A 15,165-nucleotide genomic window follows, 5' to 3' on the forward strand; every position below is an offset into this window, starting at 1 on the left:
AGGTTAGTTTTTGATAAATCTGTAACATTCATTACAGATTCATCAAGTAATCTGTAATATTTGCTAAAATGTCGTTATTGTTTCATCCGTTCTCCTTACATAAGCAGATTGATTCTTCATCACTTTGTAACCCCGTGCATGCTTTTTAATGCCGGGTATCCACTTGACAGAGCTTTCAAACCCCAGCTTATTCATTATCATCCCTATCCTTTTGGTTGTAACTTCGTTCATGTTCACCTTACCGCCGAGCTTTTCGAGAAGAAGTTGATTGATCTCAGTTACAGTCATGAAGTCGGTATAGAACATGTCACTCGGGTCAGGTATGCTGAGCCACTGGGTGATAAGGTCCTCTTCTATACTTACCTTCCGGAAGTTATCATTCTGTTCCTCAATCTTCTTGATGTCTTCCCCGTTGAACCAAAACCTGAAACCCGCCTTAAAGAGTGCATAGGCTTGAGCGTAGAGGGCAGAGACATCAAACTGCCTGAAGTTGATACCTTTAACCTTGTGCACGATAAACCTCCTGTTACCTGTCTCATCTGCAAGAAAGTACTGCTGGTTAATGCTCCCGCAGAAAGAAGCCCGCCGTGTCCAGCAACTGTCAAAGGCGGCATAAGCCTGTCTTAAAGTGACCGTGGGTGAAGTAAGTGCACTCTTCAATTGGTTCATGTCCGCTCTGTCATAGCTGCTCATTTCATCCAGGTTGATCAGCATCTTTTGCCCGAGATACTTTTGATGATCCTTGTTATGAAAATCAAACGGTTGAGAGTACAGATAGTCATCCCGCAAGTGTTCAGGCACAATCGAGTTTAGCCAGGTGGTCTTGAATATCCCCTGTTCCCCCTGAATCACAAAGCACTGATGATTCACCACCTTATCGTCTATCAGACCCGCCACCAAAGCAACCATCCACTTGGTAAAGTTGTTTTCAAAACTCTCTCTCGATTCAGCCTCATCAAGCACCACCATCGAAAGGAAGTCGTTGATGTATTCCTTACCGTCCCACTTCGGGAGAGAGAGGATATAGTCATTAAACGGATTGAAGTCCTGCGCCAACTCCCCTTGTATAACCGCCTTAAGAACATCCTTTGCTATCCGGATGTCCGCTATCATCAGCTTACTGTAAATCTTGTCAAAGTCCCGTGCCTGAAAAAACTTCCATGGAGATTTCCCGTCAGTAAACTCGACCATCTGCATCACTGTGTTATACCTGAACCCGTACACACTTTCAAGATATTCTTTTACATCGAGGTTCACATTCCGTTTAGTCGGTTGCAGTGAGAGTGTCACCTTCTTTTCCGGAATTGCCTCGAGCGCCTGTTTTGCGTTATCCATATTGCACCACGAAATCTGTTATATCCTTGTTCGGCAGAGCTTTAATAGCTACCTGTTTGCCAAGCTCTGCGAAGCGTTTAATTAATTTTGCCTGTAACTTCTTACCCGGTTCATCCGAGTCGACCATTATAACAACCTCGAAACCGGTAAGTCTGTCAAGCTTTTCCAGATTGACAGTGCCGGTACCCGGGACGCCGATACAGTTATAACCCATCTGTGCCATAACCATTGTATCGAATTCCCCTTCAACTATATAAAGCTTTTCTCCTTTACCCATCGAAGCAACCACATCCCAGTTGTAGAATCTTCGCGGAGTATTCACGCCCAGACCGTCATCCCTTAGTCCTATGTACTTGCTTGCATCGGATGGTGCTTTCTCCTTTTCACCATCAACGCCGTAATACCTGCCACGAAGATAAACGATTTTACCCATGTGCAGGTAACTGATCATAATCCTGTGACGGAAGAAGATTAGGTTTACTTTCTCATTAAACAACCCGCTTCTTATAAGCCGGTCTTTCCCAAATTTCTGTTTAAGGTACTCTGATACCCTCTTGTAATCTTTTATGAAGAAGCATTTGAACTGTTGCAGAGTTTCAGCACACAGTTTCCTTCTTTCATTCATGTAGAGCTTTGCATCGAGTTCCCATCCGATCTGCAGGCAGAAAGAGTAGAGAGCCTCAAACACCTCTTTGTTTTGCTCCATCCTGTGATGCTTCACCTGGTTAAGTGCATAGGTGCCGTCATCCGTCATACCAAAACGCTCGTAATAGATTTCCTTTTCTTCATCGGAAAGAATTACATTCAAATCGAGCTCCATACGCTTTTTTAGCTGATTAGGAGGCAATTGGGGTGCAGGTGAATACTTTCCGCCAATCATGCTGAATAACTCTGCTATGCCCTGTTTCCGCTCTTTATTGTATAGCAAACAGTAAAGATCAATAACATCACCACCTTTGGAGGTGGAGAAGTCATAAAAACTGTCACTCTTCGGATAGATCTTGCAACTCGGCGTTTTCTCTTCACGACCGGGAGAAGAAATAAACCCGCCACGGTTTACAGGGACACCGCAGCGGGATAACAGTTCGAGGATACGCAAACTTGATTTTATCTGTTCAATCACGGACAGACCCCTGATAAGAAACCACAAACACGATAAACAGAATAACACAGGTAACAATTACCCCAAGAAGAAAACCGAGTATATATTCATTCATTCGGCAATCTCCGCCATTTCGTAAACAAATTTATCTGTCCAGGGCGGAGTGCTCAATGTGCTCATTAACCTCAAAGATATCAAAGATCAGGATTATGTTTCCTGTCGTAAAGCTTTTGTTCGAGGATCCTGGTGTATTCATATGATGATGCCCCTTTAAGGAAGGCAAGCACCAGTCCGTTAAATACAAGCACCAAAGCGATTATCAAAAAAACTTCCATTTCAGTTGTTCCTTTCTTTTACAGGAAAAATATCTTCACATGAAGCTGTAAGAATGTCACCATCGAACGATTTAACAGAGTATGAGATACTCAGCTTGAAGTGATCCAGTGACATATTAACTCCAAGGATCTCACCAAAGGTATATTTGTAGCAAATGAGATTCCCGTTGGTATCGGTGATTTTCTCTTTTACCTTCACCGGTTTGTGCAGGTCGTAAAATTCAATTCGCATTACCCACCTCGTTTAACCAGGTGTCGCATACCCTTTTGATGGAAGAAAACGGATAGATACTTCCCTGAACAAACTGCGGATTGCTGCACTGGTTACCCGAGAGGAGCTTGTAGTCTCTGTCACCCGTTTCCCTGAAAATAAATGACTTCGAGGGCATCATGTGCAAATAGGGAGTATAAAAGAGGACCGTCAGATAATCCTTGGAAACTTCTATCCGGTAGTCAAACCTGAATGCTTTGTCAGAATTTCGTGTCATTTACCAAATTCTCCTCTAATTTGTTCAGCTTCTCTTTTATGTCGCGGATCTCTTTAAGGATGTGCCGCTTCTCCCTTTCATCAATCACGGAATCTGATTCGGCATTGATGATATCACCCTGCAATTTCACGATGTTTTCATTGATCCGGTTACATTTCCCCACAAGATTTAGACGGGGAGCCGGCTGATCAACATCCACACCCATCTCGTTGAGAGCTTTCATAATGTCAGTATAGACATTGTGACTTATCTTTGTCCCGTGATTCAGGATGTAGTAAAGCTTTTGCGGATACATCCCGTGCATATTCCGGCACAGATCTGTCGGCGATATGCCGTTCTCCCACAATATGTTTCTGATCTCTTCAAGTGCTGTCATGTTAAATATCCAGATTGTAATAGTTTTCTCCCTTTATCCACTTGTTAAGCAGGGAGGGATAACTGTAGTTTTTGCCGCCTTTTTTGAAGACAGGAAGTTCACCGGTATGAATTTTATTGTACACGGTTTGCTTCTTCATCTTCAGGTACTTCGCCATGCCTTCAATATCGAGGGGTTCCTCGGATTCAAGTTTCTCCAGCAGGAGATCCTTCACTTCAAGCATTAAGGATAGAAGGGTCTTGTTATCGACCCAGCGATCTTCAAGTTTCTTTTTCATGTTATGCACCCGGTTTAAAATAAAAAACCGGCAGCTCCGTCGAGGTCTTTACCGGGTTCTCGCTTGTTTGGAGACCGGTTGCCTCGCGGCTAAACTGCCGGCGATTTGGTGTGATTTTTATTTCATTAAGTGTCGATATGATTCTCGTTATCAGATCATCCGACTGTAATTTATCGCTTGTGAACTCGCATGTCATTCCGTTTGGGAATCTCAACCGCAGATGGTAAACTCCGCGCCTGATCAGGATCCTGAGTATCTTTATCCCGTTCCTCTTCAAAATCGAAAACAAGGAACTTTCATCACTCACCAAAATAGTTTCAGCTACGGGAATATATTTTAGATTAAGTGTTTTTTGATGGTTATGGTATCTGCAAATCATCACTAAATTCTTTCTTTCAAAATTCGGGTGGTGGGACAATTAAGAGTGCTAACAACTTAATAATCCACTCTCACCACCCATTATTTAAGGGGCATTAACTCCCCATTGAACTCTGTATAACTTCCCCGGGATTTGTATTTTTGTGATGCACAATTTTCACAAAACAAACCCCGGAGGAAAAAATGAACGATGAACAATTTCAGGAACTTAAAGACCTGCAACAGGAACTGATCGATAAAGTGTCTGATACTAACACGATCCTTATGAAAATGATCGAATATCAGATTTGTTCTTTGAATATCGACCCAAAATTATACTTTGAGATTTCTAAAGATTTCAAAAAGTTTTCTTCTGATATTGGATACACCCCCGATGCCGGACTAATAGAAGGTATTTAACTTCCCCAACTCAGGGTGATTGTATCTTCTTCAATTTTAATTCCACGGCGACCATCCAATGGTAAAAGCATTTTACCTTTTAACATGAATAGTCTGCCTTCAATTTTGACTACTTTTACACCCAGTTCGGGGACATCAACGATATCATACGATATCGATTTCCCCGGCTGGGCATCTGTCTCCACCAGTTCAGGTAAAGATTCATAAATGTTTTCATCTTCCATGACGCTACTTCCTTTATGTTTTTAACTTCCCCGGGATTTGTATCTTTGTGATAGCTAATTTTCACAAAACAAACCCCGGAGGAAAAAATGGATATTCTACCAGAACAGAAAGTTGTTAAAAGTATCTGGTCTTTTATTTGGTGGTTATTTCAAAACCGTAAAATGCTTTATAGCTTCACAAACCTTCTCACTAATGTTCATGAACGCATGCTAAAAATTGAACTACTTCAGAATGACCCGGGATATCATTGCACCAATTGTAGAACTGAAACAAGAGTGCTTTTAGCTACTCGTTACATCAAGGACCAATTAACAGGTATTTATTACTGTACTGTTTGTGAACGAGTATCTGAACGACCAGCTCTTGAAAAAGTCATACTGCAAAACGCAGAGACTATGGAAATTATCAATAAATTAAAAGAACGAGGTTGTAATTTTGAAGACACCGGCTCCAAAAAAGTATCTATAAACAGGCCTAACGATCAGCGTTGGGATTCAAACCCTTTGAATAGATAGCTACGATCTGATCCATCATGGTGTCTTTAGACTTATCTAATATCAGTTTTTCAATATTGCCGAGTTTATTATAGAGTGCTACATATTTTTCATGAAGTTCAACGATTTCTCGAACTCCATCAAAAAAAAGATATTTAATAGATAATATTTTTATTACGATACTTACAAATACATATATGGTAATTAATACAGCTAAATATGACTCTCCCATCACGCTACCTCCTCTTGTTCCACTTCCCCTTTTAACACGCTTGTTTCTACTCCAAGCTGACTCAATCCTGCCTCGAGGAAATGGGTGATCAAGTCCTTTACCTTTAACCGTCGCTTCGCTGCTTCCACAGAAACCAAATAATGCAACTCCCTGCTGATCGCCACCTGGATACGGCTGTCCTTTGTCAGTGACGATGATTTTGTTATTTCTGTCTGCATTCTTATATTGTCTCTTTGTTTGTTGATTTGTATTACATAATAAATGTCAAGAATCTGGTTGCAATAATAAACAAGATTCTTGAGAAAAACAAGAACTTTGTTAAAATAAATTAAATTAATGTCAAATATTGACCATTTAAATGAACGCATAAAAAGAATCAGAGAAATATTGGGTGTGAATCAAGAAGAATTTGCATCCATAACTGGAATATCAAGAAGTTCCATCGGCAATTATGAAACAAATGTCAGCAAGCCGAAATATCCTGATCTTATAAAAATTGCCAAGATAGGCAATGTCACTCTTGACTGGTTGCTTACAGGCGAGGAGAGCAGTTTTACACCACCGGTAACCGATTTGAAGACCTTAAAAGGGAGTGATGCAAAGCCGGCACATGCAGTGCTCTACCCGCTGATCGACAAGGTAACGGCGGGAGATTTTTCGGCGAATGCTCACCAGGAGAACATAGTGGAGTATTACCCCGTCAACTTTGTGAGGAAAAACTGTTTTCTCGTGGAAGTTGAGGGAGACAGCATGACCTGCGACGACCCCGATCAGAGCATTCAGGCAGGAGACTTGCTTTTAGTTGACCCCGTGGAGACCGTCACCCCGGGAGATCTTGTTGTGGTGAAGCTTACTTCAACCCGCCACATGGTAAAACAGTTCTTCATCTCAAAAGACGGTATCGAACTTAGATCACTTAACCCTTCGCACCCTTCCATCTTCATCACCCCCGATCAGCTTGAATACATCTTTCGGGTGGTTTACCATCAACCCAGGGGACGGAGGAAATAAAAAACCAAACAGGAGAGTAAAAATGAATAAGAAACCAAGACTTGAAGACCAGGATAAACCCCTTTTATTGGAAACTCCAGAAACCATCATTGACACACTGGCAACACTCAAGTATGTCGTAGTATTTTTGTTCATCATAGCAGTATCTGTCCCCTTCATGTTAAACCGCTCGGGCGGCGTCGAGTTATTCCCGATTGTGATACTGATTATTGCAGGAGCATTTTTAGTCCTGTCTATCGCAGCCGTAGAAAAGCTCTTCATATTCCTTTTCCAGATCCGTGAAGCACTGTACCACCAAACCTTTGATAATTATGGTGACGAAGACGAGGAGAAGACCAAGACCGGGGAGTGAAGATGAATAAGAAATCAAGACTTAAAGAGCAGGATATGCCACTCTTACTTAAAATCAACTACATATTTACCGGAGTGAAAATTTGATGGTGCCGAATAAGATAGTTTATAAATTTAATTATTTCCTACTTCAAACAAATGATGAAGACAATATTCTGGATTTGTTCAAATCGACCAATCTGCCAAACAGTAAAACCGAAACAGGATTTGCATCGCTTCTGGAGATAAATCACACTGAAAAGTATATCACCGGCATTATGGGACTGATTTATGATCAAAATTTACCCGGGAAATATAATCTCACAAATCGTCAGCGAGGTCCTCTTGACTTAAATACGGATGAGGGGGTTGTATATGGATCAGCGTTTTTATATGACATTGAAAGGAATGTATTTGTTTACCAAGGTACGAGACCAGGCGTTTCACCACTGGGATGCATTGGTTACCTCGCAGAACACAACAAAGTCACTGTTGATCCCATTGTGATTTTAGATGTTAATCTTATGCAAAAAAATTTAGCAGGAAAAGACATCTCAAACATGGAGATCAAATTATCCAATTCAGGGACACACCTTTTTTCAAAAGATATGTCAGCTAAAGAACTTTCTAAAGCTGCTGAAAAGTTCGGTGCAGCCACATTGGATGTTAAGTTTTCTGCAGATAGAGGAAAATCGCTCACCAGAAAAAGTGTAATTAAATTTATCAAAGAAGTGATGAGTGATCGCGACACTTATAAAAATCAAATAAAGTCATTGCATCTAACCTATAAAGATGGTGAAGGTAAATCACAATTAGTTGATCTTATTTCACATAAGATGACTTTTGACCTTGACTATTTGCGTGGGAGAAATAATATTAGTACCTTATTACGAGAAGATTTTTTAAAACAAGTCATCGACAAATATGAGGAGAACTTACCACGACTAATTCAAAATCTAAACCTACAAAAAACCTGATAATTGAGAGGTATTTACCCTATCTTTTAACATTGGTTGGTTTAATTCTTGTACTTTCATTCCAATTCGATTTTGGAAAAACTTTCAATACAAAAGTACTGGATCAACTTCTCAATACGAGTGCAATCTTTTCAGGTTTCCTGCTGACACTCTACGGAATGATTAGCAGTTTGAACACTTTACGAGTTGCAAGACTTGAACTGTTTAAGTCTATCAAAAAAGATTTGAAAAAATATCTGATAGAGGCGGTAGTTTGGAACATTAGCCTGCATCTGATAATATTAGTGTACTATATTTTACAAATAAAAGATGCTTCATTAAACTGGACGATGCACCTATTTATTTTCAGTCTTACCGTTCTTGCATTTTCAACAACTATAAGATTTGCTAAAATATTTATTCATCTTGCCGGTGGTAAAGAGATCGATGAAAAATAACCTGAAACTGATCTCGAAATTTGATCATGGCGGAAATGACAAGATAGAAGAGTGAACCAATGAACTACTCAGAAATAGCAGCAATACTCGCATTTTTATTTACCGGGATTTTCTGGCTGGGTGCAATCTTTATGAAGTACCGCCTGAAGGAGAGTGACCCGCCGGTAATTGTACCGAAGTTCAGAACTGAATCGAAGGCAGCTCTCACCATTATCTCGTGGGTAACAACATTCATTTTGTTTAACCTGTTCTTCGACTGGATCCGTTCCTGATCTCACTCGAAACTCGGGAACTTCTTCATGTCCTCTATCTTTGCTTCATCCAACAGGCGTGCATAGATCTTTGTTGTCTTTAGATCGCTGTGCCCCAGTACCGAGCTGACAACCTCCAAACGCATATTGGCATTCAGTGCCAGGGTTGCAAATGTATGCCTTGCACAATGAAATGTGACATCCTCAATCCCCGCACTACGAGTCCAGTACCGCACAATTTTTGACATCACCGTTCTATTCGGCAGATTAAACAACCTGCCTGTTTCGGGTCTCCCCTCCAGCAGATTCAGAGCATCGGGACCCAAAGGAATTGTAACAAGGTTCTTCGTCTTCTTCTGGATGATTCTGATACTCCCCTCCCTGATATCACTTCTTGTCAGTCGCTCGATGTCGGAAAGTCTGAGACCGGTATAGCAGCTAAAGAGGAATGCATCTTTTATTTCAGGGTTTTCAAAGCAGTCGGTTGCACGGAGTTTCGCCACTTCCTTGAATGTGAGGAACCGTCTGTCGCTCTGATAGACTTTCCCCTTCACACCCTTGAGCGGGTTCGACGGAATATACTTGCTCTTTACTGCCTGATTAAGAACGAACTTCAGGATGTAGAGCGTGTGAGTGATCGTATTCGGTTTTAGCTCTTTCATCTCCATGAATCTTTTGAATCGTTTCCAGAATTCTTCATCGATCTCATGGAAAAGCAATTTTCCGTAAGTAAATTTTTGTAAATTTAGAAGTGCATATTTTTTGAATTTGTGTTCCGGGTGATCAGCAATCAACTTGGAAAAGAATTCAAGGAAATTCTGTCCGTTCCTTTTGATACTGTTAAGATTGAAATCGTTCTCCGACAATTTTATCGTCATCATAGCCGCAGTCTTTTCTGCCTGCTGCATGATTTTTTTGTCGACAGAACTGTTTCCGGTCAGCTTGAAACCGGTTGCTTTGGTGGTTCTTTGCCGTTTATAGTAGATATCGAGGTAGAGATATACACCATTTTTCCGTTTTCTTTGGATTACCTTTATCATACAACGCACCTGTATTTCGGGTTGAAAAATCCGGTACTCAATGTACCTGTTTGAAAATGTCCGGTACTCAACTATTGTGCTCAATGCCGGTACTCAAAAATACGAAAAAGACGGGAAATAATGGTAATAAATAGCATGTTGAAATAGTTGCACTTGCAAGCTAAATAGCATAAAAAACAACAATTTAGAGGATTTGAGGCGGGTTTACACAGCTTAAGTTAGCTTCAAATATAATAAATATTTATGTAATACACTTTCTTTTAATTTCGGAACAACACGGGAGACCCCAAATGATTTATTATTATGTTCAAATTTCTGTGAATACTTCAGTTCAGACCGACTGGATTCAGTGGATGATGGAAACCCATATTCCTGATGTGGTTAAGACAGGTCACTTTAAAAATTGTTACTTCCAGCAGATTATCGATCCAATGCCGACAAATCAAAAAGTTGAGTTTCTCGTTGTTTACGAATGTGAATCTGTGGAGACACTCAGGAAATACCGTGAAAACGATGCACCCGGTTTGATGGCAGAGCATGAAAAAAAATTCGGCGGTTCCTTTGAAGCCAAAAGATTCGTCGGAGCTCCTCTCAGAATACCTGAAGGCAAAGTAAAATTCTAATGACAACGGGGAGTGATGAAAAACACCACTCCCCTTTTTTCCGCTGATTTCATCTATTTATTCGCTATTTTGCGGATTAATACTTTTAATATTTCCGATGCTTTTAAAAATCCGGACTCTCATGCGCTACTTTAAAATATTTCTGTTTTTGTGTCTTCCTATGCTGGCATTTGCTCAGCAGGCTACAGATTACTTTCCTGCTACCAATGGATTCAAATGGTACACTAAAACTGCGATTCTCGACTCATTGAACCGGGAAATAGATTCTCTTACAACCTTTTCGATCGATTCCCTTGCCGGTGAAACCAGCTACAAAGGATTTCAATCAAAATATATTCTCGGGAAAACGGGAATCTACCTGACCGTCCCGTTCCAACCATACATCGATACTTCTTATGTTTCGCTGCAAGGTACCGAGGGTAAAACTTATTTTGGGATAGGTAATCTAGGCAGTCTTTTAGGCTTGGCTGATACAACCCTTTTAGACAGCAATCTGGCGGGTTTCCTTGGACTGCTTTCATCTCTCGAAGGCTGGTATTCCACATATAAATTCGCTAACTCTTTAAACACCAACTATACGCTGTTTCAGAAAGATACCAATATCACCATCGATTCCGTTTCTGTCCCGCTCAGATTTCAGGTAAGAGCAAAACGGGTGGCAGATGGACCGGTATCGACTGAAATTGGTGATTTCAATTGTAAAAAATTCGTTCTTTCGTATTCGGTGAGTTACATCCTTATCCCGATACTTCCCATAACCCTGATTTCAATCCCTGATACCCACTATGTAGCCCCCGGAAACTGGGTGGTTAAAACTTTTGCACCATCATCGCGGCTTGATCTCTCTGTGATCGGACAAGGTTCTTTCACTTTCCCCGGCAGGTTTGAGGTGGTGATTCCGCCAATTTCTCCGGTTTCTGTCGAAGATGAGAATTCCGGTGAAATTCGTGGTTTTGAGCTTCTACAAAATTTCCCTAACCCGTTCAATCCGGTGACAACCATTAAATTCTTCATTCCTAAAGACGCAGCAGTAACTCTAAAGGTGTATGATAATCTTGGAAATGAGGTTTCAGTTTTGCTGAATGAGTACAGGCAGGTAGGTGAGCACAGGATCAGTTTTGACGGGACCAACCTGTCGAGTGGTGTATATTTTTACAGGCTTGAAGCAGCAGGTACCTCAAAAACTGGACGAATGGTTTTGTTGAAATAGTAATGTGAAAAGTTTTCCGGACGGGAAGAGAAAAACAACCCGGTCTCCGAATGTTGTTCATTTTCACTTCCCGTGCGACTAAACTCGAAGTTAGATTATCCCAAGTTCTTTTTGAAGTTGAAGTTTTGTGTTCAACAAATCCTGTGATAGAACCTTCACACTTCCTATGACCGGCATGAAATTGGTATCCCCGTTCCATCTCGGTACTATATGAAAATGGATGTGATCCGCAATTCCCGCACCTGAAACTTTACCCAGATTGGCTCCAATATTAAATCCTTCAGGATTACTCGTTGCTCGCAAAGCCCCAACCAGCCTTTGTATTGTTGCTAATACTTCGGTCATCTCCTCCATTGTCAATTCTGCGATATCTGAAATATGTCTGTAAGGCACCACCATCAGATGACCGTTATTGTAAGGGTAGAGATTCAAAACAGTAAAAGTTTTTTCTCCTTTGAAAACAACCAGTGACTGGTCATCATCCAGACTCTCATTCATCGATCCGCAAAATACACACCCCTTTGCATCACTCTTCTTATCCTTGAAAGATTCAATATATTGTGAACGCCATGGAGACCACATCTTTTCCATCAATTACCTCATTTAATTTATATTAAAGCACAAAAATAGTGATATTGAAACCATTTCCACCATTGATTCCCGGGCATAAAAAAAGGCTGCCCGAATGAACAGCCTCTTCAGAATGACTGTAAGGTTGAAGTTTAATCTTCTTCCTGTCGTGACTTGTTGTATTCTTCGATAATCTTGACTTCCTGTTCTTTCGGGACTTCCTCATAGAATGAGAATCTCTCTTTATGAGTGCCTCTTCCGGCAGTGATACCGCGAAGATCGACTGAATACTTGTAGAGGGACGAAAGCGGTACATTTGCCTTCAGAATCTGGAAATGTCCGTCTGATTCCATCCCGAGAATTCTTCCGCGTCTCGAAGTGAAATCGCTCATTACATCACCCATGAACTCCTCGGGCACCTTAACCGTAACTTCGTAAATAGGCTCAAGCAGTACAGGTTTTGCAGTCGCAAAAGCTTTTTTGAAGCATTGCGAAGAAGCGAGTTTGAATGACATTTCATCAGAATCCACATCGTGGAATTTACCATCAAAAAGTGTCACTTTAACATCGACTACATTGTAACCGGCTATTACACCTTTTTCCATCTGTTCGACGATACCTTTTTCAACCGCAGGAATGAATCTGCCCGGAACAACACCACCAACAATGGCGTTTACGAATTCGAATCCCTTGCCTCTTTCGACGGGTTCCATCTTAAAGAATACATGAGCAAACTGTCCGCGACCACCTGATTGCTTTTTATGGCGGTAATCGACGCTGTCAACTCTTCCTTTGATTGTTTCTCTGTAAGGGATTCTTGGCTGAACCAGATCCACTTCAACATTATATCTCTCTTTTAGTCTTTTTACTGCAAGAGTAAGCTGGGTCTGACCCTGACCGGTGATTATAGTCTGTCCAATTTCAGGATCAAATCTCACATTGAAAGAAGGGTCTTCTTCATGAAGTGCATGAAGACATGCAGCAATTTTATCTTCATCTCCTTTTGCTTTCGGGATGATAGCTCCTCTGATCGAAGGTTCCTGGAACTCGATCGGTTTAACCTTAACCGAATAATTCTTTGAGCTAAGAGTATTATTTGTGTGCGAGTCTTTCAATTTAACAACTGCACCAATGTCGCCGCATACCAGATTTGGAATTTCTTTTCTGTTGTGACCATTTAACATGAAAAACTGGTTTAGTCTTTCAGGTTTACCGCTGTTCTGGTTGATCAAATCCATACCGGGTTTCAAAGTACCCGAATACACTCTGAACAGGGAAAGTTCACCGACATGTTGCTCGGCAATGATCTTAAAGATAAATAATACAGGCTCACCATCTTTATTGGCGACAATTTCAACTTCCTTGCCATCACCAAGCAAACCTTTTGCAGGTGGCATTTCAGCAGGTGAAGGGAAGTAATCAACTGCAAAATCGAGAAAATTGTTGATACCGATGCCCTTGGTTGCTGCTGTAGCAAAGACAGGTACGAGATCACCATTTCTGATTGCTATTTTTAAACCTTTTGTTGCCTCTTCGGGGGTAAGATCCCCGTTCTCGAAATAATTATTCATTAAATCTTCGTCAGCTTCGGCAACTTTTTCTATAAGTATTGTCCTGTACTCCTCTGCCTGAGCTTTTACATCGGCAGGGATGTCAATTTCAGTTACTGATTTTGAACCGGGCGCACCATATTTGTACGCTTTCATTTTCAGCACATCAACTACAGTGTCGAACTGAAGTCCTTCCTTGGCAGGGAAAGTGACGACCACCACTCCGTGCGAAAGTCTGTCATTTGCCTGTTCTACTATTCTCTTAAAATCCGATCTTTCATGATCAATCTTATTTATAACAACTGCTGCGGGTTTGCCGTCTGCCTTCAGATATTCCCAGGCATGTTCGGTCCCTACTTCAACACCTTCAACTGCTTTTACAAAAATGACACCCGTATCGACAACCTTGGCACCTGCAAGCACTTCGCCTTCGAAATCTGATGTGCCAGGCACATCTATGATATTCAATTTTGTGTTTTTCCATTCGAGGTGGCATGCTGACAGAGAGATGGAAATTTTTCTTTCGACTTCATTAGCTGTGTAGTCTGAGATTGTATTTCCTTCTTCGATTTTGCCGATACGGGTGGTTTCACCGCCAATAAACAATGCCAGTTCGTTAAATGTTGTCTTTCCGGCACTGGCATGACCAAAAAGACCGATGTTCCGGAGGACTTCCGGAGTATAATCTTTCACAGATGATCTCCTTTATTTCTTTACAAAAAAAGCTCTGAAGATGGCAGAAATGCCACCTCTCAGAGCCGTTAAATTAGATAATAACTTTTCAACAGGAGACTCAAGGCTTTCCTTGACCTTCTCTTCGAAACCAAAAAGACTTTCCAGTCTCATTTTGACCTGATCCACTATCCAACCCGTTTTATCAAGTTGTTGCTGTATTTCACTTGAAGTCTGATTCAACGAGTCAGAGAGTGTTTTCACTGAGTCAATTAAAGGTTCCATTCTGTCCTTCAACTGTCCGATATCTTCCTGCATCTGCTGAACACTTACGGTCAGCTTTTTCAAATAGATGATAAGAGCGATACACAGAGCCGAAGCACACAAATAAAGGATTACCTGAAAAATCTCCGTTAACATAAGCTAATCTTTCAAATTAATTGTTAGGCGTGTTCAGTTTCCTGTTCTGCTGCCGGTTTTTCCTTTGCACCTTTCATCAGTTTTTCAGCATCGGATTTGATTTCCTCTGCTTTTTTCTTTGCATCTTCAATTATCTGCTGACCTTTTTTCTTGCCTTCGTTCAGCACTTCCTGTGCTTTTTCCTTGGCTTTTACCAACTGGTTTTCAGCTTCTTTTTTGAAGTCATCCGCCTTGTCTTGAATGTCCTTGCGGAGTTCTTTGCCACTCTTGGGAGCGAAAAGCAGAGCTAACGAAGCGCCTACCAATCCACCGGCCAATAAGCCCAAAAGTAATCCTTTGCTTAGATCTTTGTCACTTGACATTGCTACCTCCAATTTTTTTATGGGTTTACAACAATTTTTTAATTGTATTATAATATACTTCCATTTTGAAA

Annotated in this window: 24 protein-coding genes; 9 read left to right on the top strand and 15 right to left on the bottom strand. The window is 41.0% G+C overall.

The window, feature by feature from the left end; genetic code table 11:
• Positions 1-63: 63 nt before the first annotated feature.
• The 8 genes from LCH52_05535 to LCH52_05570 all read right to left on the bottom strand — a co-directional run bounded on the left by LCH52_05535 (position 64) and on the right by LCH52_05570 (position 4,292).
• Positions 64-1,335, bottom strand: a complete 1,272-nt coding sequence (locus LCH52_05535; GenBank protein ID MCA0387939.1) for a virulence-associated E family protein — start codon at positions 1,333-1,335, stop codon at positions 64-66.
• Entirely contained in the window at positions 1,328-2,458 is a 1,131-nt protein-coding gene (locus LCH52_05540) for a toprim domain-containing protein (GenBank protein MCA0387940.1), read from the bottom strand. Before LCH52_05540 ends, LCH52_05535 begins: the two co-directional genes overlap by 8 nt.
• Positions 2,459-2,631: 173 nt before the next feature.
• The gene (locus LCH52_05545) at positions 2,632-2,772 is read right to left on the bottom strand and encodes a hypothetical protein (protein MCA0387941.1); all 141 of its coding nucleotides are present in this window, start codon (positions 2,770-2,772) and stop codon (positions 2,632-2,634) included.
• Between the two features lies 1 nt (position 2,773).
• On the bottom strand, positions 2,774-3,004 hold the full coding sequence (locus LCH52_05550) for a hypothetical protein (GenBank protein MCA0387942.1): 231 nt from the start codon (positions 3,002-3,004) through the stop codon (positions 2,774-2,776).
• Positions 2,994-3,260, bottom strand: coding sequence for a hypothetical protein (locus tag LCH52_05555; protein MCA0387943.1), 267 nt, complete (start codon positions 3,258-3,260; stop codon positions 2,994-2,996). The genes LCH52_05550 and LCH52_05555 overlap by 11 nt, the downstream gene beginning before the upstream one ends.
• Entirely contained in the window at positions 3,244-3,636 is a 393-nt protein-coding gene (locus tag LCH52_05560) for a hypothetical protein (GenBank protein MCA0387944.1), read from the bottom strand. Before LCH52_05560 ends, LCH52_05555 begins: the two co-directional genes overlap by 17 nt.
• Before the next feature lies 1 nt (position 3,637).
• Positions 3,638-3,913, bottom strand: a complete 276-nt coding sequence (locus LCH52_05565) for a helix-turn-helix domain-containing protein (GenBank protein MCA0387945.1) — start codon at positions 3,911-3,913, stop codon at positions 3,638-3,640.
• 1 nt (position 3,914) lies between these two features.
• A complete protein-coding gene (locus tag LCH52_05570; GenBank protein MCA0387946.1) occupies positions 3,915-4,292 on the bottom strand; it encodes a hypothetical protein in 378 nt (125 codons plus the stop codon).
• Positions 4,293-4,474: 182 nt separating this feature from the next.
• Between LCH52_05570 and LCH52_05575 the strand changes: the two genes are divergently transcribed.
• On the top strand, positions 4,475-4,690 hold the full coding sequence (locus tag LCH52_05575; GenBank protein MCA0387947.1) for a hypothetical protein: 216 nt from the start codon (positions 4,475-4,477) through the stop codon (positions 4,688-4,690).
• Here the strand turns inward: LCH52_05575 and LCH52_05580 are convergent.
• Entirely contained in the window at positions 4,687-4,914 is a 228-nt protein-coding gene (locus LCH52_05580; protein MCA0387948.1) for a hypothetical protein, read from the bottom strand. The two genes, LCH52_05575 and LCH52_05580, sit on opposite strands and share 4 nt — an antisense overlap.
• 87 nt (positions 4,915-5,001) lie before the next feature.
• Here LCH52_05580 and LCH52_05585 point away from each other — a divergent pair, with 87 nt between their 5' ends.
• Positions 5,002-5,430 carry a hypothetical protein gene (locus LCH52_05585; protein ID MCA0387949.1) on the top strand — a complete coding sequence of 143 codons (429 nt, stop codon included), beginning with the start codon at positions 5,002-5,004 and terminating at the stop codon, positions 5,428-5,430.
• A gap of 210 nt (positions 5,431-5,640) precedes the next feature.
• Here the strand turns inward: LCH52_05585 and LCH52_05590 are convergent, their stop codons facing one another.
• Entirely contained in the window at positions 5,641-5,859 is a 219-nt protein-coding gene (locus tag LCH52_05590) for a hypothetical protein (protein ID MCA0387950.1), read from the bottom strand.
• A gap of 118 nt (positions 5,860-5,977) precedes the next feature.
• Here LCH52_05590 and LCH52_05595 point away from each other — a divergent pair, with 118 nt between their 5' ends.
• The 5 genes from LCH52_05595 (at position 5,978) to LCH52_05615 (ending at position 8,668) form a co-directional block, all read left to right on the top strand.
• Positions 5,978-6,652 carry a helix-turn-helix domain-containing protein gene (locus LCH52_05595; protein ID MCA0387951.1) on the top strand — a complete coding sequence of 225 codons (675 nt, stop codon included), beginning with the start codon at positions 5,978-5,980 and terminating at the stop codon, positions 6,650-6,652.
• A 22-nt stretch (positions 6,653-6,674) separates the two neighbouring features.
• On the top strand, positions 6,675-7,004 hold the full coding sequence (locus tag LCH52_05600; protein ID MCA0387952.1) for a hypothetical protein: 330 nt from the start codon (positions 6,675-6,677) through the stop codon (positions 7,002-7,004).
• A gap of 85 nt (positions 7,005-7,089) precedes the next feature.
• The gene (locus LCH52_05605) at positions 7,090-7,959 is read left to right on the top strand and encodes a hypothetical protein (protein MCA0387953.1); all 870 of its coding nucleotides are present in this window, start codon (positions 7,090-7,092) and stop codon (positions 7,957-7,959) included.
• Between the two features lie 170 nt (positions 7,960-8,129).
• A complete protein-coding gene (locus LCH52_05610; GenBank protein ID MCA0387954.1) occupies positions 8,130-8,396 on the top strand; it encodes a hypothetical protein in 267 nt (88 codons plus the stop codon).
• A gap of 59 nt (positions 8,397-8,455) precedes the next feature.
• Entirely contained in the window at positions 8,456-8,668 is a 213-nt protein-coding gene (locus LCH52_05615; GenBank protein MCA0387955.1) for a hypothetical protein, read from the top strand.
• Between the two features lie 2 nt (positions 8,669-8,670).
• On the opposite strand, the gene LCH52_05620 is transcribed toward LCH52_05615, so the two are convergent.
• Positions 8,671-9,687 carry a site-specific integrase gene (locus LCH52_05620; protein MCA0387956.1) on the bottom strand — a complete coding sequence of 339 codons (1,017 nt, stop codon included), beginning with the start codon at positions 9,685-9,687 and terminating at the stop codon, positions 8,671-8,673.
• Positions 9,688-9,977: 290 nt separating this feature from the next.
• On the opposite strand from LCH52_05620, the gene LCH52_05625 reads away from it, so the two are divergent.
• Positions 9,978-10,310 (top strand): DUF4286 family protein, encoded by a 333-nt coding sequence (locus LCH52_05625; protein MCA0387957.1) that lies wholly within the window; start codon positions 9,978-9,980, stop codon positions 10,308-10,310.
• A gap of 121 nt (positions 10,311-10,431) precedes the next feature.
• Entirely contained in the window at positions 10,432-11,520 is a 1,089-nt protein-coding gene (locus LCH52_05630) for a T9SS type A sorting domain-containing protein (protein MCA0387958.1), read from the top strand.
• 90 nt (positions 11,521-11,610) lie between these two features.
• Here the strand turns inward: LCH52_05630 and LCH52_05635 are convergent, their stop codons facing one another.
• The 4 genes from LCH52_05635 to LCH52_05650 all read right to left on the bottom strand — a co-directional run bounded on the left by LCH52_05635 (position 11,611) and on the right by LCH52_05650 (position 15,094).
• Positions 11,611-12,111, bottom strand: a complete 501-nt coding sequence (locus LCH52_05635; protein MCA0387959.1) for an HIT domain-containing protein — start codon at positions 12,109-12,111, stop codon at positions 11,611-11,613.
• Positions 12,112-12,242: 131 nt separating this feature from the next.
• Positions 12,243-14,333 (bottom strand): elongation factor G, encoded by a 2,091-nt coding sequence (gene fusA / locus LCH52_05640; GenBank protein MCA0387960.1) that lies wholly within the window; start codon positions 14,331-14,333, stop codon positions 12,243-12,245.
• A 12-nt stretch (positions 14,334-14,345) separates the two neighbouring features.
• Entirely contained in the window at positions 14,346-14,732 is a 387-nt protein-coding gene (locus LCH52_05645) for a hypothetical protein (protein MCA0387961.1), read from the bottom strand.
• A gap of 23 nt (positions 14,733-14,755) precedes the next feature.
• Positions 14,756-15,094 (bottom strand): YtxH domain-containing protein, encoded by a 339-nt coding sequence (locus LCH52_05650; protein ID MCA0387962.1) that lies wholly within the window; start codon positions 15,092-15,094, stop codon positions 14,756-14,758.
• Between the last annotated feature and the right edge of the window lie 71 nt (positions 15,095-15,165).

Source organism: Bacteroidota bacterium (assembly GCA_020161395.1).
GTDB lineage: Bacteria > Bacteroidota > Ignavibacteria > Ignavibacteriales > Ignavibacteriaceae > UTCHB3.